The following is a 25,836-nucleotide window of genomic DNA, read 5'->3' on the forward strand; positions in this document are numbered from 1 at the left end:
GATTACCCGCAATTTAATGATAACCTTCAGAAATAAATTTTCACAACAAGAATTTATTTTAATGATGATAATTATCTTTCTTCCTCTTTCTTATCCATCCACACCACCTTCTGCTCCGGTACATTCTCCTGCCCGATAATATCCCTGTACAACGCTGGGTTCCTCGCTTTGCGGTAACGGTAACCGCCCGCCTGCCGCAGCTTTTCGGGCGTAATCAGCGCGATCGCATAATCGTTGTCCAGCTTGCGGCATTCGGCCACGATATCGCCGAACGGATCAAGTATCATGCTGCAGCCATTTTTTAACTGGTCGTCGTCCATCCCGATCGGGTTGCTGAACACGGCGTAGATGGCATTGTCGTACGCACGCGCGGGCAACCATTTCATCAGCCATGCACGGCCTTTTAATCCATCGAATTCCTGCCGCAGGCTCGTAGGGTCGGCATCACGGTTCTCCCACAACGCCGGGTCCACAAAACCCGCGCCGGGCCTGGTGCTGGGAGTACACATCGTAACGTGCGGCATAAAAATAATATCCGCTCCCAGTAACGTCGTCGCACGTACGTTTTCAATCACGTTGTTGTCGTAACAGATCAGGATGCCGCATTTCCATCCCAGTAATTCAAACACCACATAACGGTCGCCCTTGCTGAGATAAGGATTGATGAAAGGGTGCAGCTTGCGGTATTTCGCCATCAGCCCGTTTTTATCGACGCATACGTATGCTTTGAAAAGATTGTCCGCTTCGTCTTTTTCGAATAACCCGGCCAATATCACGATGTCCAGCTCCGCGGCTGTTTCCCGCAAAGCCGTAATGCTCGCGCCGGAAGGGATAGGCTCGGCGAGGTCGAGCATCTGCTGCCTGTCCAGGTGGCGGGCGAAAGTATATCCCGTCACGGAACATTCATGAAAGGCGATCACATCGGCGCCATCGGCTTTTGCAGCGGCGGCGATGTTTTTGATCATGGAAAGGTTGTATTTTTTATCACCGCTGCGGTGCTCGAATTGCGCGGTCGCTATTTTTATCGGTTTCATGCGGCTAATCTAATTAAAAAATCTGCCGGTCATCACAATTTGTACCGGATAATGCCGGGGTGTTTTTATCTTGGCCGTACTCTTAACATCTTTTTATTGTATGATAAAGCAAGCTACTCTCACCTGTGCCGCGGCACTGGCATACCTCTGCGCAGGCGCCCAGGCGCTTTCCCCGGCCACGGTGCTCATTTCTCCCGAAAATCGTTTATCCGCCAAAGACACGGCTTTCCGCCGCGAGATCGCACAATGGAGCAAAGCCCAGCTGGAATCGACGGATTATGCGAAGATCAAGGCGCATCCCTCGGCGGCCGTTTTTCCCGGCGCCATCCGCGAAGGCGCGGCCCGTGTGGCCCGCACGGTGGATATCAACCATCAGCAGATCAGCGAAGCCCTGGTGCCCGTGGTCAGCCGGCTGAACTATTCGCAGCCCTGGCGCGAAAACCTCTACAGCACCGGTCTTTACGCAGCTCCCGGCGAATACATCGAAGTGACCGTTCCGAAGGAACTGCTGGATAAAGGCTTCGGCATACAGATCGGCAGTCATTCAGACAACCTGAACCAATGGGTGGCCGGCAAGGAAGACTGGCGAAGGATGCCGCGCATCGTGCGGACAGATAAGCTCGTAAAAACCACCACGCGCATCGCCAGCCCTTTCGGCGGGCTTATTTATGTGACCGCCGCGCCCAGATCCGCGTCGTGGAGCGGGCGGCTGAAGATCAGCCGGGCAGTGGAAGCGCCGCTGTACATCGCGGGCAAAACCACGCCGGAAGAATGGAAACAACAACTCAAAAACAATAAAGCGCCCTGGGGCGAACTGGCTACCGGCAAAGTGATCCTCACCGTGCCCGATTCCGTTTTGCAGAAAGTGACCGATCCTGCTCACGTGATGCAGCTCTGGGACCTGATCGTTGGCGGGGAAATGGAGCTGGCGCAGATCCCGCAGCCTTTTTACCGTCCGCAGCGGATGGTGATAGACGAGCATATCGGCGGCGGTTTCATGCACAGCGGTTACCCCATCATGATCCATCACTCGCCCAGCCGCAGGCTGCTGAGCGCAGACGTGATCGCCGATCCGCTGAAACTCATGATCGGCAGCAAAGGAGGCGCCAACTGGGGTTTCTTCCACGAGATCGGGCACAATATGCAGAACCTCGACTGGGTATTTGGCGGCACTACAGAAGTGAGCTGTAATTTCTTTTCCCTGTATATGTTCGACCGGCTGCTGGGCGGCCGCGACGATGCGCATACCGGCGTGTCTAACAAAGAAACGCAGGATGCGATGAAGAAATATTTCCAGGAAGGCGCTTCCTACGAAAAATGGAAAGGCAGCCCGTTCCTGGGCCTCATCATGTTCCGCCAGCTGCAGGAAGCGTTCGGCTGGGAAACGTTCAAAACGTTCTTCCGCGAATACCAGTCGCTGGCCGCGAAAGATGCGGACGGTTCCTACGCGAGATCGGACGAGCAGAAACGCGACCTCTGGGCGCGCACTTTTTCGAAAGTGAGCGGCCGCAACGTAGCGCCTTTCTTCGAAAAATGGGGCATTCCCGTCAGCGCGGGCGTAAAACAGGAGCTGAGCAACCTGCCCGGCTGGATGCCCTACAACTTCCCCCCGGAAAACTGATCATCTTTTTTTTCTGTCCCATAGCGTGCGGGTGCTTCAGCAATGGGGCATCCGCTTTTTTTCGTATTTTGGTTGCTGTTCCACAAAAATGAAAACATGAAACAATTCTTTTCCTTACTGGTGTTCAGCACCTTTTTCCAGTTCGCCTCAGCCCAGTCCAAAGAAGAAACGGCGGTGGCCGCGGCGGTGGAAACGCTTCGCAAGGCAATGATAGACGCAGACAAGGCGGGCCTTGAAAAGATCACGGCGTCCAAGCTCAGTTACGGCCATTCCAACGGCAGGATCGAAGACAAGGCAACGTTCGTGGGCAATATCGTGAGCGGCCAGTCGGACTTCCTGACCATGGACCTCACCGCGCAAACCATCGCCGTTACCGGGCAAACGGCCATCGTGCGGCACACGCTGGGCGCGAAAACCAACGACGGCGGCAAACCGGGCACGGTCAATCTTTATGTAATGCTTGTTTTCGGGAAAGAAGGCGGGCAATGGAAGCTGGTGGCCAGGCAGGCGGTGAAGATCCCCCCGGTGCAATAACCAGGCGTATTCCTGTAAAAACGAGATTGCCGCTGCGGCAATCTTTTTTTGTGCCGGTACAAAGTGCTCCGGGTCGAATGCCGCTTTTTATTTCCGGAACGTGAAGGGAAGAAGCATGAACCGTGTTCCCCTTCCTATGCCAGGGCGCCGTGGATAATTTCAGGGGATTAAGAAGCCATTAACAGGGAATCTGGGGAAAAAACAGGATTTTGGAACAATGTCAGATCTTAAAATCCTATAAGTATAAGAAAATTATGAAATGGATTACCCTCCACCACGCCCGGCTGGACCACATTGCTTCTTCCTGGCTGATCCTCCGTTTTATCGATCCCTCCGCCGAAATTTCCTTTGTTCACTCCGACGACATTAACAAAGCCATCACCGAAAAAGGCATCGTCACCTTCGATGTCGGCGGTTCCGAATACACGCTTCACCATAATCCCGAAGAATGCCTGTTCGACCTTTTCATCCGTAAACACGGGCTTGCCGATCCGCCGCTCGCCGAAGTGGCGCATATCGTGCGAAGCGCCGTCACCGGCCGGTTTCACCTCGCTCCGCAGGCCGCGGGCCTCGCCGCCGTTGCCGCAGGTATGTTCCATGCGAACAACGACCAGCTTTTCCTCCAGCAATTCATTCCCGTGCTCGATGCCCTCTACAGCTGGGCTTCCCGGCTTGGCAAACCTTTGCACGACGATTCGGACGCCAAATTGCTTGAGCTTTTTCACCGCTTCATCACCCAAAAATATGCGGACCGCGCCCGGAAACCCCTCTGGGTAAAAGAAATTGCCGCCATCGTGCAGGACGGGGTGGATACAAAACTCAACCTCGGCCTGGCAGACCTCGCAGAACGCCTCCACGCCAATCCCGGTACGCTCGTTCCGCATCCCGACCAGCTGCGCTTCGGCGAGGAAATGCGCCGCCAGCGCATCGAAAAGGCCCTGCAGCTGATGGAAGAAGAGCAATACTCCCTCGCCGAAATCGCTTATCTCACAGGCTTTTCAGACCAGGGGCACTTCTCCCGCATCTTCGGCAAACACTACGGCAAAACGCCCACCGGTCACCTCAAAACCATCCGCGCGCAAAAGGGCAGGGAAGAAGATGATGAAGAAGAATATGAAGATGATTAGTTCCGGGATTTGTATTATCTTGATATGTGCGTAAACGTTTGCATTAATTACCGTGCGCCAAAGATTTCACGTTAGTTTATTCCACAAGGGCGCCGCGCACGGTAAAAAGGAGCGGTAGATTTTCCCAACACCACGTATGAGAACGGAGCGGCATTGCCGGCCCCCTGTCTGCGTTATCCAAAGCAACGGCCATGATACAGATCAACGGATCATTACAACCCAAACAACTTGCCGCGCAATTGCAGCAATTCTGGCAACTCTCCGCCCAAAAGATCACCGACATCGAACGGCATTACGACACCGCGCAGGGCGCGCCCGTATTCACCCGCCAGGGCAAATACACCACCCGCGGCTGGACCGAATGGACGCAGGGCTTCCAGTACGGCTCCGCCATCCTGCAATTCGACGCGACGGACGACGATCTGTTCCTCTCCACCGGCCGCGGCAACACCGTGCAGGCCATGGCCCCGCATCTCAGTCATACCGGCGTGCACGACCACGGTTTCAACAACGTAAGCACCTATGGCAACCTGCTGCGCCTCATCCGCGAAGAACGTATGCCCGCCAATGAATGGGAGATCAATTTTTATGAGCTCGCCCTGAAAGTATCCGGCGCGGTACAGGCCGCGCGTTTCACGCCCATCCGCAATGGCGGCGGTTTCATTTATTCCTTCAACGGCCCGCATTCCCTTTTTGTAGACACTATCCGCAGCTGCCGCATCCTGATGATCAGCCACCAACTGGGTCATGTGCTGCAGGGCGAGAACGATGTACGCATCAGTCTCCTGGAACGCGCCATCCAGCACATGAAAACCACCGCAGACTTCAATATCTGGTACGGCGAAGGCCGCGACGCCTACGACGAACGCGGGCGCACTGCGCACGAATGTATCTTCAACACCAACGACGGCAACTTCCGCTCGCCCAACGCGCAACAGGGTTTTTCGGGCTTCACCACCTGGACGCGCGGCCTCGCCTGGGCCATGCTGGGCTTCGCGGAAGAACTGGAATTTCTTTCCACCATTCCTTCCGCGCAGCAACACCTGCCCTGGATCGAAAAAGCGGCTCGCGCCACCTGCGATTTTTACATGCAGCATACGCCAACGGACGGCGTGCCGTACTGGGACACGGGCGCGCCCGGTCTTGCCCGGCTCGGGGATTATCTCGGCAAACCGGCCGATCCTTTTAATCCTTACGAACCGGTAGACAGTTCCGCCGCTGCCATCGCAGCGCAGGGGCTCATCCGCCTCGGTAAATACCTGGGGAACGACGGCGCGCAATACTTCCAGGCAGGGCTTACCGTTTTGCAAACGCTGTTGCAGGAGCCGTACCTGAGCACGAGCCCTTCGCACCAGGGCCTGCTGCTTCACACGATCTACCACCGGCCTAACGGCTGGGACTATACGCCGAAAGAAGGGCATGCGCCGTATGGCGAATCCTGCATGTGGGGCGATTACCACATCCGCGAACTGGCGCTCACCGTGCAGCGCCTGATCACCGGCGAACCTTATTACACCTTTTTTAATTGCGTGAAATGAACCGGCTATGCGTACATACCATCACCACCAAACCGCTGAGCCTGGAACAGGTCGCGGAAGCTTATCCTAAAGCAGGCGTGAGCGGCGTCACCGTTTGGCGCGACGCGCTGGAAGGCCGTGATATCGCCGCTTCGGGACGTTTGTTGCGCGATGCCGGGCTGGAGATCGTGTCGTTGTGCAGGGGCGGTTTTTTCCCGCATACGGAACCGGCTAAACGAAAATTGGCCATAGCCGACAATCTCCGCGCCATCGACGAAGCCGCGGCGCTCGGGGCGCCGTTGATCGTGCTGGTGTGCGGGGCCGCGGCAGACCAGCCGCTGGAAACCTCGCGCCGGCAGATCGCCGAAGGCATTGCGGAAATAGAGCCTTACGCCCGCGCCGCCAATGTGAAACTCGCCATAGAACCGCTGCACCCGATGTATGCGGACACCCGTTCTGCCATCAACACGCTGGCCCAGGCCAACGATCTCGCGATGCAGATCGGTTCCGGTTTTGTAGGCGTAGCGGTGGACGTATACCATCTCTGGTGGGACCCCGCATTGCAACAGGAGATCTACCGCTGCGGCAGCAACGGCAAACTGTTCGCCTTCCACATCTGCGACTGGCGCGTGCCTACCCGCGACCTGCTGCTGGACCGCGGGCTGATGGGAGAAGGCTGCATCCCGGTGAAACAGATCCGGCAATGGGTGGAAGCGGCCGGTTTCGACGGGTATCACGAAGTGGAGATCTTTTCCACCGAATACTGGTCCGGCGACCAATATGTTTTCCTCGAACGTATCAGGGAAGCATATATTCATCATTCCTGAAAAAATTTATCCGCATGACTGAAACAACCAAAAGGATTCACCGCATCGGCATCATTATGAACGGCGTTACAGGTAGAATGGGCACCAATCAGCATTTGCTGCGTTCCATCGTGCCGATCATTCAACAGGGCGGCGTAAAGCTCAGCGATACGGAATACATTTTGCCGGAGCCCGTGCTGGTTGGGCGCAACGAGGCGCGGCTGCAGGCGCTGGCGGAAAGAAGCGGCATCGCGGCCTTCACCACCGATCTCGACGCGGTGCTGAAAGACGACCGTTACAGCCTGTACTTCGACGCGCAAACCACCGGCATGCGCGCCGGAAGCGTGCGTAAAGCCGTGGCGGCGGGGAAACATATTTATTGCGAAAAACCCATCGCCTCCGGCACAAAAGAAGCGATGGAGCTGTACCGGCTTTGCGAAAAAGCGGGCATTAAACACGGCGTGGTGCAGGACAAGCTCTGGCTGCCCGGTTTGCTGCGGCTGAAACGGTTGATACAACAAGGTTTCTTCGGGCGTATACTTTCCGTGAAAGGAGAGTTCGGCTACTGGGTGTTTGAAGGCCATTCCATCGCGGCGCAGCGCCCCAGCTGGAATTACCGCAGGGAAGAGGAAGGCGGCATTATCCTGGACATGTTGTGCCATTGGCGGTATGTGCTGGATAATCTTTTCGGTGAAGTAAAAGCCGTGTCGTGCCTCGGCGCCACGCACATCCCCGAAAGGATCGACGAAAAAGGCCGGCCGTACCCATGTACGGCAGACGATGCGGCTTACGCCACCTTCGAGCTGGAAGGCGGCATCGTGGCGCATTTTAATTCGTCGTGGGCCACCCGCGTGCGGCGGGACGATCTGCTCACCATCCAGGTAGACGGTACGCAGGGCTCGGCCGTTGCCGGCCTGCGCGACTGTTACGTACAGCATTACGGCCACACGCCCAAACCCGTGTGGAACCCGGATGTGGAGCAGCCCATCCGTTTTTTTGACGGCTGGGCCAAAGTGCCGGACCAGGAAACCTACGATAACGCCTTTAAAGTGCAATGGGAATTATTCCTGCGCCACATCGTCAAAAACGAACCGTTTCCCTGGAACATGAAAGAAGGCGCCAAGGGCGTACAACTGGCGGAAAAAGGCCTGGAAAGCTGGGCAAAACGCTGCTGGGTAAATATCGATCCGTTATGAAAAAAAGAACAGCGCTCATTACCGGCGGCAGCCGCGGCATAGGCCTTGGCATCGCGCAACATCTCGCGCAGCAGGGCTTCAACCTTGCCATTAACGGCGTGCGCGCGGAAGATGTCGTGCAGGAAACTTTGCAGCCGCTCCGCGAAGCGGGAGCGGAAGTGATCTACTGTCGCGGCGACATTGCCGCTGCGGCGGAACGGGAACAGGTGCTGCAAAAAACGTACGGTCATTTCGGTGAACTGCACGTATTGGTGAACAACGCCGGCGTGGCACCGAAAGAAAGGAAAGACGTTCTGGAGACCACCGAGGAAAGTTACGACCGGCTGCTGGACACGAACCTGAAAGGCGCGTTTTTCCTCACCCAGTCCGTCGCCAACCGCATGATCGCCACGCCCGGGCTTAGAGCCTGCATCATCAACATTTCTTCCATCTCCGCTACGGTGGCTTCCATCAACCGCGGCGAATATTGCATCGCAAAAGCGGGTCTCAGCATGATGACGCAGCTGTTTGCCGTACGCCTCGGCCCGCATGGCATTCCCGTGTACGAAGTGCGCCCCGGCGTTATCGCGACGGACATGACGACCGGCGTGCAGGAGAAATATGACAGGCTGATCGCGGACGGGCTGCTGGTGCAGCCGCGTTGGGGGCTGCCGGACGATGTGGGCAAAGCCGTGGCCATGCTGGCTTCCGGCGCATTGCCTTATTCCACCGGCCAGGTAGTGATGGTAGACGGCGGACTGACCATTTCCAGATTGTAATTTCAAACCCGGCATATGACCCAATCCAATTCCACGGCCCGGGAACTGCTGCGCCTGCCTGTACTGGTGGCGGCGTTCGGTTACCTGGTAGACATGTACGATCTTTTTCTTTTCAGCGTGGTGCGCGTGCCCAGCCTGCAATCCCTCGGCCTCCGCGACGAAGGCCTTTTGCACACGGGCGCGCTGCTGCTCAATATGCAAATGTTCGGCCTGCTTATCGGCGGCGTCGTTTGGGGCGTGCTGGGCGATAAAAAAGGCCGGCTGTCCGTGCTTTTCGGTTCCATCCTCATTTATTCAGTGGCGAACATCGCGAACGGTTTTGTGGAAACGGTGGAACAATACGCCATCTTCCGTTTTATCGCGGGCATCGGGCTGGCTGGCGAGCTGGGCGCGGGCGTTACGCTCGTTACCGAAGTGCTGCCCAGGAAAATAAGAGGCTACGGCACCACGCTGGTTGCCACGCTCGGCGTGATCGGGGCCATCATGGCGTATTTCATGGCCGATCTTTTTCAATGGCGCATCTCGTACTTTATCGGCGGCGGTTTGGGACTTGTGCTGCTCGTGCTGCGCGTGCGCGTGTTCGAATCGGGCATTTACGCGAAAACAAAGGCCATGCAGATCTCCAAAGGAAATTTCCTTTCATTGTTCACCAATGGCCGCCGCGCTTTGCGTTACCTGCAATGCATCGCCATCGGCCTGCCGATCTGGTTCGCGGTGGGCATTCTCATTACTTTTTCCCCTGAATTTGGCCGTGCCATGCAGCTCGACGCCCCGGTGGTGGCAGGTAAAGCGGTGATGCTCGCTTTCCTCGGGCAGGTGTTCGGCGATATCGCCAGCGGTTTGCTGAGCCAGCTGGTGCGCAGCCGTAAAAAGATCATCTTACTTTTCGTACTGATGTCCGCAGCCATGGTGGCGGTATTCCTCTTTCTGCCGTTCCGGGAGCTGACGACCTTTTACATTGTTTGCGCATTGCTCGGTTTCACGAACGGGTACTGGGCTTTGTTCGTAACCGTGGCCGCGGAACTGTTCGGCACCAATCTCCGTGCAACGGTGGCTACCACGGTGCCCAATTTCGTACGGGGCGCGGTAATTCCCCTCACCACTTTGTTCCTCTTTCTCAAACCCTCATGGGGCGTGCTTTACAGCGCGGCGGCGGTAGGACTGCTCACTGTCGTGATCGCTTTGCTGGCCCTGCGCGGGCTGGACGAAACGTTCGAAAAAGACCTCGATTATGTTGAATGAAATTTGTCCGGAACCGGACGTTTTTGTGCATTATCGCACATGATAAACAGGGATGGCTATATGAAAATGAATGAGTTACGGCATGGCATCAAACTTGCCTCCTGCCTGGCTCATTGTTAGCGAAATTTTTTTACCCGGCGGCCCCAAAAATGATTGCTACCTGCCGGGTTAACTTCCGGAACCACGCTTCGCGCGTGGTTTTTATTTTTCCACCGGGTGAATGGCCCGGAGCTTTTCCAGTATCTCGGCTTCCTTGAAAGGTTTCAGCACATAACCGTCGATGCCGGCGGACATATACGTTTCAAGATCTTCCTTCACTACGTTCCCCGTGATGGCGAGTATCGGCAAAGTCGATTTTTTCGGGTCGCCAAGACCGCGAATGTGCCTTGCCAGCGCGAGCCCGTCCATTTCGGGCATTTGTATGTCGGTGAGCACCGCGTCGAAATGATGTTTGGCCATCAGTTCCAACGCTTCCACGCCGTTGCCGGCCGATATGAAAGTGATGTTCAGCCGTTCGAGGATCATTTCGAGAAGGCGGCGGTTGAGGTTATTGTCGTCTACCACCAATACGTGCGACTGCCGGGGCTTGGGCCTGGCGGCTTGTTGCGGGTGGATGATGATGGTGTTGCTGGCCGATTTGTAGGGAAGCGTGAAACGGAAGGTGGTGCCTTTGCCGGGAACGCTGTCTACCTCCAGCGTGCTGCCGTGCAGCTCCACGATCTTGCGAACGATGGTAAGGCCCAGCCCGCTGCCTTCGTGCCTGCCGGAGGTGCCTTTGGCGCCGGGCACCTGTGTGAATTCGTCGAAGATGTGCGGCAGGTGTTTCGGGTCGATGCCGATGCCCGTGTCTGCCACCGATATTTTCAGCATCGATTTGCCGTTGAGTACCTGGAGGTCTGCGCTTACTTTTACGCCGCCTTCGTTGGTGAATTTGATGGCGTTGCCGATGATGTTGAACAGTACCTGTTTCAAACGGAATGCATCGCCTTCCACCATGGCTTCCCTCGTGAAACGGATGTCGGCAATAAGGTCGAGCCGCTTGCGGGAAGCCTGTATCTGCATGCCCTTGATCGTGTCTTCAATGGCTTTGCGCGGGGAGAACACCGCGGTGTCCAGCGCCAGCTTGCCCTGCTCCAGCGCGGAAAAATCGAGCACGTTGTTGACGATGGACAGCAGCACGCCGGCGGAAAGGTTGATCGCGTTCATGATCTCTTCCTGTTCGCGGTCCATTTTCGTTTTCGCCATTTGTTCGGAAAAACCGATCACGGAGTTGAGCGGTGTCCTGATCTCGTGGCTCATGCTGGCGACAAAATCGCTTTTGAGCTTGGAATATCTTTCGGCGGACTGTTTGGCTTTTTGCAGTTGCCGCCCTTTGCGGTAATCGAACCACAACAGGAAAAGAATGAGCAGGGTGAGCAGGCCGATCAGCCATACACCGCGAAGCGTGGCCCGGTCCAGCCCTTCCAGCATATGCCCGATATTGGCCGCGAGTATTTCTTTTTTATGCGCGGTGGCGATGCGCTCCTGTTCTTTGAGCAAAACGAGGTCTGCCTGCAAAGCCTTCAGCAGCCGGTCGCTGGAGGTGATCATGTTCAGCTCGCTGTTGTTCAGGTTCACCTGCCCCTGCGCGATCTTTTTGTAAAGGTTGTTATAATACGCATGGATCTGCTCCATCTGTTCGCGGCTGGTGGCCGCGCTTTCGACGGTATGCACGGTCCTGACGGACCTTACGGTGTCAGTTTTGTTCTTTTTGGGAGCGATGGCGTCGGCGAGGCGGCCGAGCAGCTTTTTCCGTTTTACGTTTTTCGCCCCGGTATCGATGGTGTCTATCTGTATCTTTTGTGAAAAGCGGAAATTCGGCATTTGAGCGAACGCGTTGTGCGCGGCGGTGGTATCCCAGCTTACACGGTGTACCAGCAGCGAATCCATGCCTTGTTTCACCTGGAGGAACAGGTTGCTTTTCCGTTCCACGTCTTTCAGCATGCCGCCGAGGTCTTTTTCGCGCCGGTGGTGCGCTTCCAGCGAATCGAGGTCGGCCGCTACCTGCTGCAGGGCGTTGCTGTAGCTGTTAAAATGTTCGTTGGCATAAGTAAGGGTAAAATACCGGAAATGATTTTCGGCCGCGTACATCGTTACCACCGCATGGTCTATCCATTCCATCTGCTTGCCCGCGTAAGAGAGCTGGTGAATGGCGTTGCCGAGCCCCGCGGAACGCTGCTGGCGCACATACACGGCCAATACGATGCTCACCAGTGTAATCACAAGGCAGGCGATCAATAGGTATCTCAGAAAGTGGTTTCGGTTGCTCATCGGGGAGTTTGAGCGCATCAGTTAACATTTTTTTGTGTCATGGTTTCCATCTTCAGCTGGTGGCCAAAGATATCGCAAATGTAGAACCTGCTTTGTTAACATCAGAGTGTCAAATGTAATTGATTTGTTAACGGCGGAAAATGAAACGCCCGGCAACAGCGTGCCGGGCGTTCAGAAGATCTTTTATCGAATGTCAATGGCTGCCGCCTCTGCCGCCGGTACCGCCGCTGCTCTGCATGCGGAAGTTGAGGATGTCGCGGTCGAAAAGGTACAGGCCGCTCTTGTCTTCGCCGATCATTTCCAGCTTTTCGTTGAGCGTGCGCGCCAATCTTTCTTCTTCGATCTGCTCGGATACATACCACTGCAGGAAGTTGTGGGTGGCATAATCTTTTTCCTGCAGGGCCATATGCACCAGGTCGTTGATGCTTTCAGACACCTTGATCTCATGCGCGAGAAATTCTTCGAACACGCGTTTGATGGACTGGAACGTGATGATAGGCTGACCCAGGTGCGGAACGATGCCAAAGCCGCCGCGTTCGTTTACGAACTTGATCAGTTTAAGCATGTGCACCCTTTCTTCGTCGGACTGTTTGTAGAAAAATTCCGACACGCCCTGCAGGCCGGGCTGTATGTCTGCCCAGGACGCCATGGCGAGATAGGCCTGTGATGATGCGGCTTCCAGCCCGATTTGCGCGTTCAGCGCTTCCTGTATGGTTTTACTCAGCATAAATAGATTCTTTAGGTGTCTTGCATCAAATTACGAATTATTTTGAAAGAAAACCTTAAAGGTGCAGATGTTTGCTGTGCACCGGTTCTTCAAAAAAGATACCGGCCTGCCGGTCGAACGTTTCGGTGTCGTCGGTGGTGAAAAAAGAACGCGTGCCCCCCGTGCTGCACCTGGCGGCCATTTCGGGGTGCCTTTTGAGATAATCGGCCAGGCTTTTCGCCGCAATGGTCCCCTGCGATAGCAAGGTTACGTTTGCCGGAAGATGCGCCTGTATCTTGCCCGCCAGCAGGGGATAATGCGTGCACCCCAACACGATCGTATCGATATCCTCGCTTTGCACCATCAGCTGGCGGATGTATTTGTTGATGAAAAAATCCGCGCCTTCGCTGTCGTATTCATCGTTCTCCACCAGCGGCACCCACATCGGGCAGGCTTGCTGGTAAACGGTTACGTCCGGGAAAAATTTTTCTATCTCGATGGGGTAACTTTGTGAGTTAACGGTGCCCGTTGTGCCGAAAATGCCTACCTGCCTGCTTTTGGAGTAATCGCCTACGATCTCGGTGGTGGGCCTGATAATGCCCAGCACGCGTTTTTCGGGATCGATGCGTGGCAGATCGTTTTGCTGGATCGTGCGCAAAGCCTTGGCAGAAGCGGTGTTGCAGGCCAGCACCACCAGGTGGCAGCCCATGCCGAACAGGTGCTGCACGCATTCGAGCGTGTACTGGTAAACCGTCTCGAAAGAACGGATACCATATGGCGCGCGCCCGTTGTCGCCAAGATAGATGTAGTCGTATTGCGGCAATTCCTTTACGATTTCTTTCAGCACGGTGAGCCCGCCATAACCTGAATCAAAAACGCCGATCGGTCCTGTCTTTTTCCCCATGCGGTAAAATTACGCATTTACGCGCTTACTCGCTAACGGTTTGCACTTTGGGCTTTTTCTGCGGGGAAATAAAAAGAGCGGGCAACACGGCGCACACCAGCAGCACGGCCGAAACGGTAAACCCGTATTGCAGGGCCATGTGCTCCGCCTTGTCTTCCGGGAAATGATGCCCGAGATAATAATCGCGCACCTGCTGATGAACGACAGACAACAAACCCACGCCCGAAGCGCCCGCCACCTGCAGCACGAGATTATTGAGAGACGACGCCTGCGTAATAAGCGAAGGTTTTACGGAATTGACGGTAGCTACGGTGATGGGCGTGCTCAGGCAGCCAAGGCCTACGCCGCGGAGGAACATGGTGAATATGATCATCCACACGGCCGTGCCTGCGTCTGTACGGCCAAATAGGAGCATGGTGGCTGCCAGCAGCAGCAAACCCGCAACCACAATGCCGCGCGGGCTGTGACGGTCTACCCAGCTGCCGGAGATGGGCATCAGGATGGCCAGCGATATGGAACCGGGCAATAACAGCAGCCCGGCGTCCATTTCGGAGAAATGCATGTGGCGCTGCAAAAGGAAAGGCAGCAGGAACACGCCGCCGAACAATGCGGCGGAACGCACGGCGGTGACCATCAGGGCGGAAACGAAACGCACGTTGCGGAAGATCCTGATATCGTAAATGCCGTTCACACGGTTGCGTTCCCAAAGAATAAAAAACACCAGCGCAAACAACGATACCGCAAAATACGCGATGATGCCGTACAACGTCACGCTGTCTTTTTCCAGCCGCGAAATGCCCAGCTGCAGCGAAATAAGAAAAACGGTGAGCAATAAAAAGCCCGGTGTGTCGAACCATTGGCGCACTTTTTCCTGGCGGCGCATAAAACCGAGAAAATAATAGCTCATCGCAAAAGCGATCACGCCGATGGGCACGTTGATGTAGAAGATAGACGGCCAGCCGAGATGCTGGGTGAGTATGCCGCCCAGCGTTGGACCGAGCGCCGGGCCTAATACCACGCCAAATCCCCACCAGCCGAGCATTTTGCCTCTTATTTCAGGCGGGAAGATGTAGGTGAGCATCGCCAGTACGGTAGGTTGCAACGCTCCGCCGCCGATGGCCTGTATCACGCGGCTGGCTACCAGCCATTCCAGCGATTCGGACATGCTGCAAAGCAGGGAGCCGAACGTAAAAATGCTCAGGCTGATCACATACAGGTTAAAAAATCCGATGCGGTTCTTCAGCCAGCTGGTCAGCGGCATAAACACTGAAAATGCGATCATGTAAGCGGTTACCACCCATTGCACTTCGTCCATGCGCACACCGAACTGCTCCTGCATCACGGGCAGCGAGATGTTCACGATGCTGGAATCGAGGCTGGCCATGAGCGTGCCCAGCATGAGGGTGACGAGTATGCCTGCCTTAGATCGCTGCATGTGGCTGAAGGGCTTTATCTCGAAGGCGCAACCCGCCATATCGTATTCGACGCATCGTCTGTTACCAGCAGCGAGCCGTCTTTCGCAACCGCCACGCATACCGGTCTTCCATACACTTCCGATTTTTCCATGTCGGAAATAAAACCGGTCAGAAAATCTTCCATTTTACCTGCGGGTTTGCCATTGCTGAACGGCACATATCCCACTTTGTAACCCGATAACACGGAACGGTTCCAGGAACCGCGCTGGCCGATGAATGCGCCGCCTTTGTATTTTTCAGGGAAGGTATTGCCCGTGTAAAACACCAGTCCCAGCGAAGCCGTATGCGCGCCCAGGCCCAGTTCCGGCACGATGGACTTTGCTACCAGGTCGGGCTTTTTCGCTGTTTCCGGAATGCGCGGGTCTTCATGCTGCCCGAAATAAGAATAGGGCCATCCGTAAAAACCGCCGCGCTGCACGCTGGTAAGATAATCGGGCACGAGGTCGTCGCCAAGCATATCGCGTTCGTTCACTACCGTCCACAAAGTGTTGGTGCCAGGCGCCCAGTCCATGCCCACGGGATTACGCAGGCCGGACGCATACACGATCTCGCCGCTGCCGTCTGCATTCACTTCGAGGATGTTGGCGCGGCGTATCTCGTTCGTCATGCCATGTTCCGCCACATTGCTGCCGGACCCGACGGAGATGTAGATCTTTTTCCCGTCTTTAGACGCCACGATGTTGCGCGTCCAGTGATTGTTGTAGCCGCCGACGGGCAGTTCCACCAGTTTCCTGCCTTTGTCTTTGATCTCCGTTGCGCCGTTTCTGTAAGGGAATACCATCAGCCCGTCCATATTGGCCACGTAAAAACTGTCGCCAAGCAGCAGCATGCCGAAGGGGGAATTAAGTCCGCTCATGAATACGTTCCGCTGATCCGGAAGGCCGTCGCCATTGCTGTCCCGGAATAAAGTAATACGGTCCGCGCTGGGGCTGCGGGGTTTTTTATTGGCTTCAGACACCAGCACGTCGCCGTTAGGAAGCACGTACAGCCAGCGGGGATTTTTCAGGTCTTTGGCGAATTTCTGCACGGTAAAACCGGCGGGGGCCAGCGGCGTTTTGCCTTCGGGCCAGCCTACAACGGTGCTGTTGTTGCGAACGGTATCGGTAGCGTAGGGTGGGGGCAGGCTGTCTCCCGTCGCTACGGCCGCGGGAGGTTCTATGGCGGTGCTGTCTGTCGTTACTTTTTTAGCCGCGTTATTGCAGGCGGCCGTCGTAACAGCAGCAATAAATAGAATGCGGAATGTGGGTTTCATAATGCAGGACGATTGGTGTTGCAATCGTCCCGCAATTATGCTGCCAAAGCGTTTATATCAGCGCGTCGTAAAGGATCTCCACCGGGTGCTGCGCTTTTGCGCCGGTACCGTCTTTGATCTGGTGCCTGCAGCTGGTGCCGGGCGCCGCTATCAGCGTGCCTTCCGCGGCATTGCGGACGGCGGGGAACAATACCAGTTCGCCGATTTTCATAGACACATCGTAGTGTTCCTTCTCGTAACCGAACGAGCCGGCCATGCCGCAGCAGCCGGAAGGGATCACGTCTACGGAATAACCTTCCGGCAGGCTCAATATCTTTTTGCTGTGCTGTACGGTGCTGAGCGCCTTTTGCTGGCAATGCCCGTGCAGTTTGATCTTTTTGTCGGCGGGTTTGAACATCTCGCTGCGGATGTGGCCGAGGTCCGCTTCGATGGAAAGGAACTCGTCTACCATGTACACGTTTTTGGCGAGCTGTTTGGCCGTTTCGCGCAGTTCGTCGCTCACCAGGTCGGGGTATTCGTCCCTGAAACCCAGGATGGCGGAGGGCTCAATGCCTACCAGCGGGGTTTGCTCGCTGATCAGGCGGCTGAATATTTTCACGTTCTTTTCGGCGATCGTTTTAGCCTTACGCAGGAAACCTTTGGAAAGCAATGCCCTGGCGCTTTCCGGGTGCTCCACGGGAATCACTTCGTAGCCCAGTTTGCGCAGCAGGTTCACGGCTTTGATGCCAACGTGGGTGTCGTTGTAATTGGTGAATTCGTCGCAGAACAGGTACACTTTCCGTTCCTGCGTAACGGGCTGAGGGTTTTGTTTCAGCCATTTGCGCAGCGTTTTCTTTTCCAAAGTAGGCATGGAACGGTCTGCGGCGAAACCGGAGAAACGTTTGATCAGCCTGCCGGACAGATCGCCTTTCACCAGCCAGTTGTAAATGCCCGGCGCAATGGCGCCCAAACTGGTGAGCATTCTGAAATTGGCGATCATCCAGGTGCGCAGGGTGATGCCGTTGGCGTCGTAATAATGCTGGAGGAACTCCATTTTCATTTTCGCGACGTCTACGTTGGAAGGGCATTCGGATTTGCAGCCTTTGCAGGCGAGGCAAAGATCGAGCACTTCGTATATTTCTTTGGAATCGAACTTATTCTCTTTGGTGGAATTGGTGAGCACTTCGCGCAGGATGTTGGCCCGCGCGCGGGTGGTGTCTTTTTCGCTGCGGGTGGCCATGTAGCTCGGGCACATGGTGCCGCCGCTGAGGTGCGTTTTGCGGCAGTCGCCGGAGCCGTTGCACTGTTCCGCATGCTGCAGGATGGTCTGGTGCGGGAAGTGGAAAATGGTCTGCAGGTCGGGCGCTTTTTTGCCGGGCTCGTAACGCAGGTTGCTGTTCATAGACGGCGTGTCTACGATCTTATGCGGGTTGAAGATGTTGTGCGGGTCCCAGGTGTATTTCACCTGGCGCAGCAGCTGGTAGTTTTTCGGGCCGATCATCTGCTGGATGAACTCGCCGCGCAATCTGCCGTCTCCATGTTCGCCGCTGAGCGAGCCGTTGTATTTTTTTACGAGCGTGGCGATCTCTTCCGCAATGGTGCGGAAAAGCTGGTTTCCTTCTTCCGTTTTGAGGTTGATGATCGGGCGAAGGTGTATCTCACCGCTGCCGGCGTGAGCGTAGTGAACGGAGAACAGGTCGTATTTTTCGAGTATCTGGTTGAACTCGGCGATGTAAGCGGGAAGGTCTTCCACCGCCACCGCCGTATCTTCGATCACGGGTACTGCCTTTTCGTCGCCGGGAAGGTTGGAAAGCAAACCCAGTCCCGCTTTGCGAAGCGTCCATATTTTTTTTGTGTCGTCGCCGAAAAGAAGCGGGAAGTGATATCCCAGCCCCGCGGCTTTCAGTTCCGCCTTCAGTCTTTCCGCTATTTCCGTCACTTCTTCACGCGTATCGCGGAGAAATTCCACCACGAGTATCGCCCCGGGATCACCTTCCACGAAAAAGCGGTTTTTCCGCTGCTCGATGTTGTCTTTCGTGCATTCCAGGATAAAATGATCGATCAGCTCGCTTGCGCTGGGCTTGTACCGCATGGCGATAATATTGGCCCGCAGCGATTCGTCGATGGTATTAAAATGTATACACAGCAGCCCGCCTTCTTTCGGCGGTGCGGGGGAAATATTCAGTTTGATCTCGGTAAGGAACGCCAAAGTGCCTTCGGAACCTGCGATCAGCTTGCAGAAGTTAAAATCTTCCGCGCCCGCGGTAAAGGGCGCCGTTTCCAGCAGCATGTCCACCGCATAACCGGTGTTGCGGCGCAGGATCTCCGGCTTGGGGAATTGTTTCCTGATCTCCTGCTGGTTGTCCGCATTGCCCAGCAGCGTGCGGATCTGCCGGTACACGGCCGTTTCCAGCTTCCCGTCGTTGGCCTCGCATTTGGCGTGGAACTCGTCCGCCGTAAGCGTGCCGAAAGCCGCGTCGCTGCCGTCGCTGAGGATGGCTTTTACGGACAATAAATGCTCGCGGGTACTGCCATACACTACGGAATTGGAGCCGCAGGAGTTGTTCCCCACCATCCCGCCGATCATGGCGCGGTTGGCGGTGGATGTCTCCGGCCCGAAATAAAAGCCGTATGGTTTCAGGAAAAGGTTCAGTTCGTCGCGGATCACGCCGGGCTGTACGCGCACCCAGCGTTCTTCGGTGTTGATCTCCAGGATGCGGGTGAATTTTTTGGAAACGTCCACGATAATGCCGTCTCCCACCACCTGGCCTGCCAGCGAAGTGCCCGCCGTACGCGGGATGAGCGAAGTTTTATGCTCCCGGGCGAACCGGATGAGGGTCTTGATGTCCGATTCGTTTTCAGGGATGGCCACCGCCAGCGGCATTTCGCGGTAAGCGGAAGCGTCTGTGGCGTACAGGGTACGCATTACGTCGTCTAAATACAATTCGCCTTGTAATTCCCGGCCGAGCTTTTCCAGCAATTCTCGCTTGATCATGGGGGCGAAATTAATACATTCACCAGACTGTTAAAATAGGCCCTAAAAGAGGGTATTTCCCCGGTGGAGGTACGGCTTCCTGATCTTCAGGCCTGTAGCGGCTTCCAGCTTTTCGCCGAGATAAACCGCCATTTCCGGAACGGCCGTATCGTTGTGCATATGCATGAAAATATCGGCTTCCCGGAGCCCGTTGGCCAGCCAGTATGCCAGCCGGTTCACCCAATCGTCTGCCCGCTGGTAGTCTGTCGGGTGCAGGCTGTTGCCCACGAACCGGATCATGGCCCGGGGCACGGGCAGGTGCATATGCACCACGTCGCGCCGGCCGGCCGTGTCGGTGATCACCAGGCCGATGCCGAGGTTGCGCAGGTTGTGGTACAGCGCGGAACTGTGATGCGGGTCTGCAAACCAGTCCGGGTGCCGCAATTCCACGAAAAAGGAAAGGTCTTTGGGCAGGGAGGCCAGGTAGGTGAACAGCAGGTCTTTGCGGGCGGGGCCGAAACTTTCGCTCATTTGCATGAAAACAGGCCCCAGCCTGTTGCCGAAGGCGAGCGCGCCTTCCAGGAATGCGTCCGTCTGGTCGCGGGCGTTCACCAGGTTTGAATAATGACTGATGCTTTGCGGCACTTTGGGGCTGAAGCGAAAACCGGGGGTATTGACCTTTTCGGCCCATCCGCGGATGGTTTCGGGCGGATAGATCTTGTAATGCGTGGCGTTCAGCTCAACGCTGTCGAAGTGTTTGGAATATTCGGAAAGGAAGTCTTTTTCTTTCGTGCCTTTGGGAAATACCCCGCCCAGCCAGTCTTTCCGGTTCCAGCTGGTGGCCCCGAGCCTCACCTGGGGCGCCGCCGCGGGTTTGCCGCAAAGCACTTCGCCGTTAAAAGCAGGCTCCGCGGGTAATTTGAAATCGATGTTGTTGAGGATGCTGAGATCCTGCCGTCCGAACTGCATCCTGCAATGTATTATTTTTCCGGGCAACAAAAACCTGCTTTGTACCTGGGGCTGAATGTGTTGTTTTCATAATTTTATTAACGATCCTTTGAATTGTGGCTTTATCGGTTTAAATTATATGCAGTATGGAAATATTACACGTTAGCGCGGAATGTTACCCGGTCGCCAAGGTAGGCGGCCTTGGAGATGTGGTGGGCGCTTTGCCCAAATACCAGTACGAAGCCGGGTCTATCGCCAAGGTGGTGATGCCCGCGTACCGCACCGCTTTCAGGGAAAACGGGCAGCATCAGTTCGAGCTGGTGCACCAGGGAGGGCTGTGGGTAGGGCACGACTGGTACCACTTTAATGTCTGGAAAGAAAGCGCCAACGTGCTCGGTTTCGACCTTTACCAGGTAGACATTCCCGGGCTGCTCGACACGGCGGGCGTTTACGGGTACCTGAACGATACGGAGCGTTTCCTGGCTTTCCAGGTGGCGGTGCTGGACTGGCTCAACGAATGGCAGCATCAGCCCGATGTGATCCATTGCCACGACCATCATACCAGCCTGATCCCGTTCCTGACGCAGTACGGCTATAAATACAAACGCCTGAAAGACATTCCCACGGTGCTCACCATTCACAACGCCCAATACCAGGGCCAGTTCGGCTGGGACAAACTGTACCTCATCCCGTCGTTCGACCTGTGGAAAAGCGGCATGCTGGACTGGAACGGCGCCATCAACCCGCTGGCGGCGGCCATTAAAACCTGCTGGCACTTCAACACCGTGTCTCCCAGCTACATGGAAGAGCTGTTTCACAGCGCCAATGGCTTGGAATCGTTGCTGAGCGCGGAGAGAGGAAAGGCGAGAGGCATCCTCAACGGCATCGACGACAAAGTGTGGAACCCTTCCAAAGACCCGATGATCGCCGCGAAATACGGGATCAGGGACGTGGTGAAAGGCAAACAGGCCAATAAAGCGGCGCTTTGCGAAACCTTCGAGCTGGACCCGGAGCTGCCGCTGTTCGTATTCATCGGCCGGCTGGTGGGAGACAAAGGGGCGGACCTGCTGCCGGAGATCATCGGCAGGGCGCTGGCGGAACATCCGCGCAAGCTGAACTTCCTCGTGCTGGGCAGCGGAGACGCGCACACCGAATGGATGCTGCAGCAAACCCGCGCGTACGCAGACGAACATTTCAACGTGTATATCGGTTATAACGAAGCGCTCAGCCACCAGCTTTACGCCGGCGCCGATTACCTGCTGATGCCCTCGCGGGTGGAGCCCTGCGGCCTGAACCAGATGTACGCCATGCGTTACGGAACCATCCCCATCGTGCGCGCAACGGGCGGACTGATAGACACCGTGACCGATTTCGGCGACGAAGGCGGCACCGGCATCCGGTTCATCCATGCCTCGGCGGGAGACGTATTACACGCCATCAGCCGCGCGCTGGAACTCTACGGCACCAAAACAAAATTTTCAAAGGTCAGGAAAACCGCCATGCAGCGCGACCATTCCTGGGACCAGGCAGCACAACAATACATCGATCTATACACCAGCCTAAAATAAACGAACGTTATGTCTAACGCAGTGATCTCCATTATTCTTGGCGGCGGAGCCGGTACAAGGCTTTATCCCCTCACCCGCAGCCGTTCCAAGCCCGCCGTGCCCGTGGCCGGAAAATACCGCCTCGTCGATATCCCCATATCTAACTGCCTCAACGCAGACCTGCACCGTATTTTCGTGCTTACGCAGTTTAACTCCGCCTCGCTCAACAAACACATCAAAAACACGTACCACTTCAGCCATTTCAGCAAAGCGTTCGTGGACATACTGGCGGCGGAGCAAACGCCGGACAATCCCACCTGGTTCCAGGGAACGGCGGATGCCGTCAGGCAAACGCTGCGGCACCTCGAGAATTTCGAGTTCGAGTACGCGCTCATTCTTTCGGGCGACCAGCTGTACCAGATGGATTTCCGGGAAATGATCAAACATCATATCGACAAAGGCGCCGATATTTCCATTGCCACCATTCCCGTGCATGGGCGCGAGGCCACTGAATTCGGCATTCTCAAAACCAACGAGGACAGTTTTATTTCCTCTTTTATCGAAAAGCCGAAAAAAGAACTGCTGCCGGACTGGAGTTCCGAAGTAAGCCCGGAAATGCAGCGGGAAGGGCGTATCTACCTGGCTTCAATGGGCATCTACATCTTCAACAAACAGCTGCTGTTCGACCTGCTGGCCAACAGCCCGGAAGCGACGGACTTTGGCAAGGAGATCATCCCCAACAACATCGACAAACATAAAGTGCTGAGCTTCCAGTACGAAGGTTACTGGACCGACATCGGGAATATTTCTTCGTTTTTCGAAGCCAATCTCGGCCTTACGGACGATATTCCGCAGTTCAATCTTTTCGACGACGCCACCACGATCTTTTCCCGCGCCCGCATGCTGCCCCCGGCGAAAATATCCGGCACCACGCTGGAAAAAACGGTGATAGCAGACGGTTGCATCATCAACGCCAGCCGGCTGGAACGCTGCGTGGTAGGCATCCGCACGCGTATCGGGAAAGGCACTACTATCAGCAACAGTTACCTGATGGGCAACGATATCTACCAAACGCTGGACGAGATCAACAACGCCCGCAGCAAAGGCCGGCCGCCCATCGGCATCGGCGAGCGCTGTTATATCAACAATGCGATCATCGATAAAAACGCCTGCATCGGAAACGACGTACGTATAAACGGGGGCAAACACCTGGAAGACGGCGATTTTGAAAAGTACACGGTGAAGGATGGCATTGTTGTTGTGAAGAAAGGAGCGGTACTGCCAGACGGCTTCCAGTGCCTCGAATGAATGTTTTATGTCTTAAAATTGTTGGTATATGAGAATTCCTATAGAGCGGCAACAGATCAAGATCAACCCGGACCTCAAACGGGTGGTGGCAAGGTTCTTCTTTAACGGCGACGCCCGTGCGAAAGGCATCATCCTCAAAGTGATGGAAATGTCGGAACAGGATGTGGAAAAGGAACTCACCCCGCTGCTCCGGAATTTCTCGAGGCGCCACCGCAACATTACCCGCATATTTGAGAGACATGCAGACAAACTCAGGAACCTTTTCCTCGCGCTCAAGATCGACTACGACGAGCTGAGCCAGCGGCGCAAACTGCTGATCGGTTCGTTTTTCACCAATGAATTTTCCATCGAATCCGCCGCGTTCTTCAACCCCTCCATCGTGGAAGATGTGGACCAGAGCGGGCTGGAAGAAGGGGAAAAACGCGTGGTGCTCAGCTTCCGGGCGGTAGGCGAGGGGCACGTCAGTTCCATCGTGTTCAGGCAGGCCATTATCAACCGTTTTAACGAGATCACCGTGGTGCCGGCGGGGAATTATGTAGACGAACCGGACATTATCCGCAACACCGTTTACCATAAAAACGTCTTTTTCCAGAACGCCGTTTCCATCAAACTGCCCGATTCCGTGATCCGCGAGATCAGCAGCTCGCTGCCGGACACGTTCGAGTACGTGGCGCTGAAAAGGCTCATCCGCGATATGCAGCAGCGTTACCAGGTAGACCACCTGCTGAAACGCAACCTCGAGCGCATGCTCTGGCTGGCCGATTCTTATTACGAGATCAATTTTTCGCTCGATACCGATATTTCCGACCGCGTGATATTCCCATATTCCGAAGCGGAAAGCCGCGGCATAGAAGACGCGCGTTTCGTAAAATACACCGGCGATACCAGCGGCGTGACCTTTTACGCTACCTACACCGCCTTCGACGGGGTGACCATACAGCCGAAATTGCTGCAGACCCGCGACTTCTATCATTTCAAGATCATGCCGCTGTACGGCGAAGGCGCACAGAACAAGAACCTCGCGCTGTTCCCGCGTAAGATCAACGGCAAATATGCGATGATGAGCCGCATCGACGGGCTCAATAATTACATCATGTATTCGGATAAGATCAATATCTGGGAAAATCCCGAGATACTGCAAACGCCGAAATATCCCTGGGAATTCGTGCAGATCGGCAACTGCGGCTCGCCCATCGAAACGCCGGAAGGCTGGCTGGTGATCACCCACGGCGTTGGCCCCATGCGCACCTACTGCCTCGGCGCCACTCTGCTAGACCTCGACGATCCCAAAATTGAGATCGGGAGGCTGAAAGAACCGCTGGTAGTACCGAATAAGGACGAGCGCGAAGGTTATGTGCCAAACGTGCTCTACAGCTGCGGCTCGCTGATCCATAACAACGAACTGATCATTCCATACGGTTTATCCGACTACGCTTCTTCCTTCGCCACCGTTCATCTGAACGAGCTGCTGGAAAAAGTACGGGAAGGATGACAGGAACTTCCATAAAATGATGAAAGGGCGCAGCTGTGTATTACAACTGCGCCCTTATGTTTATGCTTATGACGGATGACTTAAGGGAGTATCGTGGTTTGCATCAATACTTTTTCGTACACCTTCACATAATCGTCTACCATCTTCTGCATGCTGAACTTCGCCATGGCATGGTCGCGGCAGGTCTGGCGGTGCAGCTTGCCGAGGTCGCCGGTCCGTTTTACCGCTTCATTGATATCTTTTACGAGGAATCCCGTTTTTTCGTGCCGGATCAGTTCGGGCATGGAGCCGCGGTTGTACGCGATCACGGGCGTGCCGCACATCATGGCTTCCGCCACGCTCAGCCCGAAGGGCTCGTCGAAATAGATCGGGTGGAGGAGGGCTTTTGCATGGCCCAGTAAATGACTGCGCTGCTCAGGCCCGGCATGTCCCACGAACTGTACTTGCTGCCCGTCGATGAGCGGTTCCACCTTTTCCCTGAAATACGCCTCGTCCTGCACGATGCCTGCAATAATAAGCCGGTGGCCGGTTTGCAGCGCAATGTCTATCGCGTCGCGGGTGCCTTTGTGGGGGTGGATGCGCCCGAAAAACAACAGGTAGTCCTGCGCGTTATCCACAAAATCAAACCCCGAAGGATCGATGCCGTTGTACACGGTGGCGGCGTAACGCAGCTGGGGGCTGCGGTCTGCGTTGCTGATGGACACGTAATATCCCGTGTCGTTGTACTTTTTGTACACGGGCACGATGCGAGGGGAAGAAAAACCGTGAATGGTGGTAACCATCGGCGTGCGGACCAGCTTTGAATAAGTCAGCGGGAGGAAATCGAAGTGATTGTGAATGATGTCGAACCGGTCCGCCTGTTCCATCAGGTGACTGATGTGCAGGCATTCCAGCACTTTCGCGTCCTGGCTTTTATCTTCTTCATAACCCTGTTCGCAGATGGATTCGAGTTTACCGGCGGTCAGCGAATTGCCGGTGGCAAAAAGCGTAACGTCCCAACCTTTTGCCACCAGCCCTTCGGCGATATTGGAAGCCATTTGTTCCCACGGGCCGTAATGCAGCGGCGGCGTGCGCCATGCAACGGGGGAGAGTACCGCTATTTTCAT

The 25,836-nt window shown here is 55.5% G+C and carries 20 protein-coding genes; 11 read left to right on the forward strand and 9 right to left on the reverse strand.

Going from position 1 to position 25,836, the window contains the following annotated elements; genetic code table 11:
- Positions 1–71: 71 nt before the first annotated feature.
- The gene (locus J7I43_RS06445; RefSeq protein ID WP_209144425.1) at positions 72–1,034 is read right to left on the reverse strand and encodes a nitrilase family protein; all 963 of its coding nucleotides are present in this window, start codon (positions 1,032–1,034) and stop codon (positions 72–74) included.
- A gap of 100 nt (positions 1,035–1,134) precedes the next feature.
- Here J7I43_RS06445 and J7I43_RS06450 point away from each other — a divergent pair, with 100 nt between their 5' ends.
- The 8 genes from J7I43_RS06450 (at position 1,135) to J7I43_RS06485 (ending at position 9,835) form a co-directional block, all read left to right on the forward strand.
- Positions 1,135–2,655 (forward strand): M60 family metallopeptidase, encoded by a 1,521-nt coding sequence (locus J7I43_RS06450; protein WP_209144427.1) that lies wholly within the window; start codon positions 1,135–1,137, stop codon positions 2,653–2,655.
- Between the two features lie 96 nt (positions 2,656–2,751).
- Complete coding sequence (locus J7I43_RS06455; protein ID WP_209144429.1) at positions 2,752–3,189, forward strand: nuclear transport factor 2 family protein; 438 nt, start codon at positions 2,752–2,754, stop codon at positions 3,187–3,189.
- Positions 3,190–3,443: 254 nt separating this feature from the next.
- Entirely contained in the window at positions 3,444–4,316 is an 873-nt protein-coding gene (locus tag J7I43_RS06460) for a chromate resistance protein ChrB domain-containing protein (protein ID WP_209144431.1), read from the forward strand.
- A gap of 191 nt (positions 4,317–4,507) precedes the next feature.
- Positions 4,508–5,854: a glycoside hydrolase family 88 protein gene (locus tag J7I43_RS06465; RefSeq protein ID WP_236023297.1), complete on the forward strand. Its 1,347-nt coding sequence runs from the start codon at positions 4,508–4,510 to the stop codon at positions 5,852–5,854.
- Positions 5,851–6,660 (forward strand): sugar phosphate isomerase/epimerase family protein, encoded by an 810-nt coding sequence (locus J7I43_RS06470; RefSeq protein ID WP_209144432.1) that lies wholly within the window; start codon positions 5,851–5,853, stop codon positions 6,658–6,660. Before J7I43_RS06465 ends, J7I43_RS06470 begins: the two co-directional genes overlap by 4 nt.
- A 14-nt stretch (positions 6,661–6,674) precedes the next feature.
- Entirely contained in the window at positions 6,675–7,835 is a 1,161-nt protein-coding gene (locus tag J7I43_RS06475; RefSeq protein WP_209144434.1) for a Gfo/Idh/MocA family protein, read from the forward strand.
- Positions 7,832–8,593, forward strand: a complete 762-nt coding sequence (locus J7I43_RS06480) for a 3-ketoacyl-ACP reductase (protein WP_209144436.1) — start codon at positions 7,832–7,834, stop codon at positions 8,591–8,593. The genes J7I43_RS06475 and J7I43_RS06480 overlap by 4 nt, the downstream gene beginning before the upstream one ends.
- Positions 8,594–8,608: 15 nt before the next feature.
- A complete protein-coding gene (locus J7I43_RS06485) occupies positions 8,609–9,835 on the forward strand; it encodes an MFS transporter (RefSeq protein ID WP_209144438.1) in 1,227 nt (408 codons plus the stop codon).
- A 201-nt stretch (positions 9,836–10,036) separates the two neighbouring features.
- Here J7I43_RS06485 and J7I43_RS06490 read toward each other — a convergent pair whose 3' ends face one another.
- The 7 genes from J7I43_RS06490 to J7I43_RS06520 all read right to left on the reverse strand — a co-directional run bounded on the left by J7I43_RS06490 (position 10,037) and on the right by J7I43_RS06520 (position 20,404).
- Positions 10,037–12,145 carry an ATP-binding protein gene (locus tag J7I43_RS06490; protein ID WP_209144441.1) on the reverse strand — a complete coding sequence of 703 codons (2,109 nt, stop codon included), beginning with the start codon at positions 12,143–12,145 and terminating at the stop codon, positions 10,037–10,039.
- A 193-nt stretch (positions 12,146–12,338) separates the two neighbouring features.
- Complete coding sequence (locus J7I43_RS06495) at positions 12,339–12,872, reverse strand: ferritin (protein ID WP_209144443.1); 534 nt, start codon at positions 12,870–12,872, stop codon at positions 12,339–12,341.
- A 55-nt stretch (positions 12,873–12,927) separates the two neighbouring features.
- Positions 12,928–13,755 (reverse strand): glutamate racemase, encoded by an 828-nt coding sequence (gene murI, locus J7I43_RS06500; protein ID WP_209144445.1) that lies wholly within the window; start codon positions 13,753–13,755, stop codon positions 12,928–12,930.
- Between the two features lie 25 nt (positions 13,756–13,780).
- Positions 13,781–15,190, reverse strand: a complete 1,410-nt coding sequence (locus tag J7I43_RS06505) for a DHA2 family efflux MFS transporter permease subunit (protein ID WP_209144447.1) — start codon at positions 15,188–15,190, stop codon at positions 13,781–13,783.
- Positions 15,191–15,204: 14 nt separating this feature from the next.
- On the reverse strand, positions 15,205–16,482 hold the full coding sequence (locus J7I43_RS06510; protein ID WP_209144449.1) for a PQQ-dependent sugar dehydrogenase: 1,278 nt from the start codon (positions 16,480–16,482) through the stop codon (positions 15,205–15,207).
- A gap of 52 nt (positions 16,483–16,534) precedes the next feature.
- Positions 16,535–19,456, reverse strand: a complete 2,922-nt coding sequence (locus tag J7I43_RS06515) for an FAD-binding and (Fe-S)-binding domain-containing protein (RefSeq protein ID WP_209144451.1) — start codon at positions 19,454–19,456, stop codon at positions 16,535–16,537.
- 42 nt (positions 19,457–19,498) lie between these two features.
- Positions 19,499–20,404, reverse strand: a complete 906-nt coding sequence (locus tag J7I43_RS06520; RefSeq protein ID WP_209144452.1) for a DUF72 domain-containing protein — start codon at positions 20,402–20,404, stop codon at positions 19,499–19,501.
- Between the two features lie 125 nt (positions 20,405–20,529).
- Here J7I43_RS06520 and J7I43_RS06525 point away from each other — a divergent pair, with 125 nt between their 5' ends.
- Genes J7I43_RS06525 through J7I43_RS06535 form a run of 3 tightly spaced genes read left to right on the forward strand, consistent with a single transcriptional unit; the run spans position 20,530 to position 24,730 of the window.
- On the forward strand, positions 20,530–21,951 hold the full coding sequence (locus J7I43_RS06525; protein WP_209144454.1) for a glycogen synthase: 1,422 nt from the start codon (positions 20,530–20,532) through the stop codon (positions 21,949–21,951).
- 9 nt (positions 21,952–21,960) lie between these two features.
- Positions 21,961–23,238, forward strand: coding sequence for a glucose-1-phosphate adenylyltransferase (locus J7I43_RS06530; protein WP_209144456.1), 1,278 nt, complete (start codon positions 21,961–21,963; stop codon positions 23,236–23,238).
- 28 nt (positions 23,239–23,266) lie between these two features.
- Positions 23,267–24,730, forward strand: a complete 1,464-nt coding sequence (locus J7I43_RS06535; protein ID WP_209144458.1) for a glycoside hydrolase family 130 protein — start codon at positions 23,267–23,269, stop codon at positions 24,728–24,730.
- A gap of 80 nt (positions 24,731–24,810) precedes the next feature.
- Here the strand turns inward: J7I43_RS06535 and J7I43_RS06540 are convergent, their stop codons facing one another.
- Entirely contained in the window at positions 24,811–25,836 is a 1,026-nt protein-coding gene (locus J7I43_RS06540; protein ID WP_209144460.1) for a glycosyltransferase family 4 protein, read from the reverse strand.

The organism is Chitinophaga chungangae (genome assembly GCF_017742215.1).
Lineage (GTDB): Bacteria > Bacteroidota > Bacteroidia > Chitinophagales > Chitinophagaceae > Chitinophaga > Chitinophaga chungangae.

Bases quoted from the DNA above. Each gene is read 5' to 3' on its own strand.
- J7I43_RS06525 (WP_209144454.1), top strand. From the start codon at position 20,530: ATGGAAATATTACACGTTAGCGCGGAATGTTACCCGGTCGCCAAGGTA.
- J7I43_RS06480 (WP_209144436.1), top strand. From the start codon at position 7,832: ATGAAAAAAAGAACAGCGCTCATTACCGGCGGCAGCCGCGGCATAGGC.
- J7I43_RS06445 (WP_209144425.1), bottom strand. From the start codon at position 1,034: ATGAAACCGATAAAAATAGCGACCGCGCAATTCGAGCACCGCAGCGGT.
- J7I43_RS06495 (WP_209144443.1), bottom strand. From the start codon at position 12,872: ATGCTGAGTAAAACCATACAGGAAGCGCTGAACGCGCAAATCGGGCTG.
- J7I43_RS06460 (WP_209144431.1), top strand. From the start codon at position 3,444: ATGAAATGGATTACCCTCCACCACGCCCGGCTGGACCACATTGCTTCT.
- J7I43_RS06510 (WP_209144449.1), bottom strand. From the start codon at position 16,482: ATGAAACCCACATTCCGCATTCTATTTATTGCTGCTGTTACGACGGCC.
- J7I43_RS06515 (WP_209144451.1), bottom strand. From the start codon at position 19,456: ATGATCAAGCGAGAATTGCTGGAAAAGCTCGGCCGGGAATTACAAGGC.
- J7I43_RS06465 (WP_236023297.1), top strand. From the start codon at position 4,508: ATGATACAGATCAACGGATCATTACAACCCAAACAACTTGCCGCGCAA.
- J7I43_RS06450 (WP_209144427.1), top strand. From the start codon at position 1,135: ATGATAAAGCAAGCTACTCTCACCTGTGCCGCGGCACTGGCATACCTC.
- J7I43_RS06530 (WP_209144456.1), top strand. From the start codon at position 21,961: ATGTCTAACGCAGTGATCTCCATTATTCTTGGCGGCGGAGCCGGTACA.
- J7I43_RS06520 (WP_209144452.1), bottom strand. From the start codon at position 20,404: ATGCAGTTCGGACGGCAGGATCTCAGCATCCTCAACAACATCGATTTC.
- J7I43_RS06455 (WP_209144429.1), top strand. From the start codon at position 2,752: ATGAAACAATTCTTTTCCTTACTGGTGTTCAGCACCTTTTTCCAGTTC.
- J7I43_RS06470 (WP_209144432.1), top strand. From the start codon at position 5,851: ATGAACCGGCTATGCGTACATACCATCACCACCAAACCGCTGAGCCTG.
- J7I43_RS06540 (WP_209144460.1), bottom strand. From the start codon at position 25,836: ATGAAAATAGCGGTACTCTCCCCCGTTGCATGGCGCACGCCGCCGCTG.
- J7I43_RS06490 (WP_209144441.1), bottom strand. From the start codon at position 12,145: ATGAGCAACCGAAACCACTTTCTGAGATACCTATTGATCGCCTGCCTT.
- murI (WP_209144445.1), bottom strand. From the start codon at position 13,755: ATGGGGAAAAAGACAGGACCGATCGGCGTTTTTGATTCAGGTTATGGC.
- J7I43_RS06475 (WP_209144434.1), top strand. From the start codon at position 6,675: ATGACTGAAACAACCAAAAGGATTCACCGCATCGGCATCATTATGAAC.
- J7I43_RS06485 (WP_209144438.1), top strand. From the start codon at position 8,609: ATGACCCAATCCAATTCCACGGCCCGGGAACTGCTGCGCCTGCCTGTA.
- J7I43_RS06505 (WP_209144447.1), bottom strand. From the start codon at position 15,190: ATGCAGCGATCTAAGGCAGGCATACTCGTCACCCTCATGCTGGGCACG.
- J7I43_RS06535 (WP_209144458.1), top strand. From the start codon at position 23,267: ATGAGAATTCCTATAGAGCGGCAACAGATCAAGATCAACCCGGACCTC.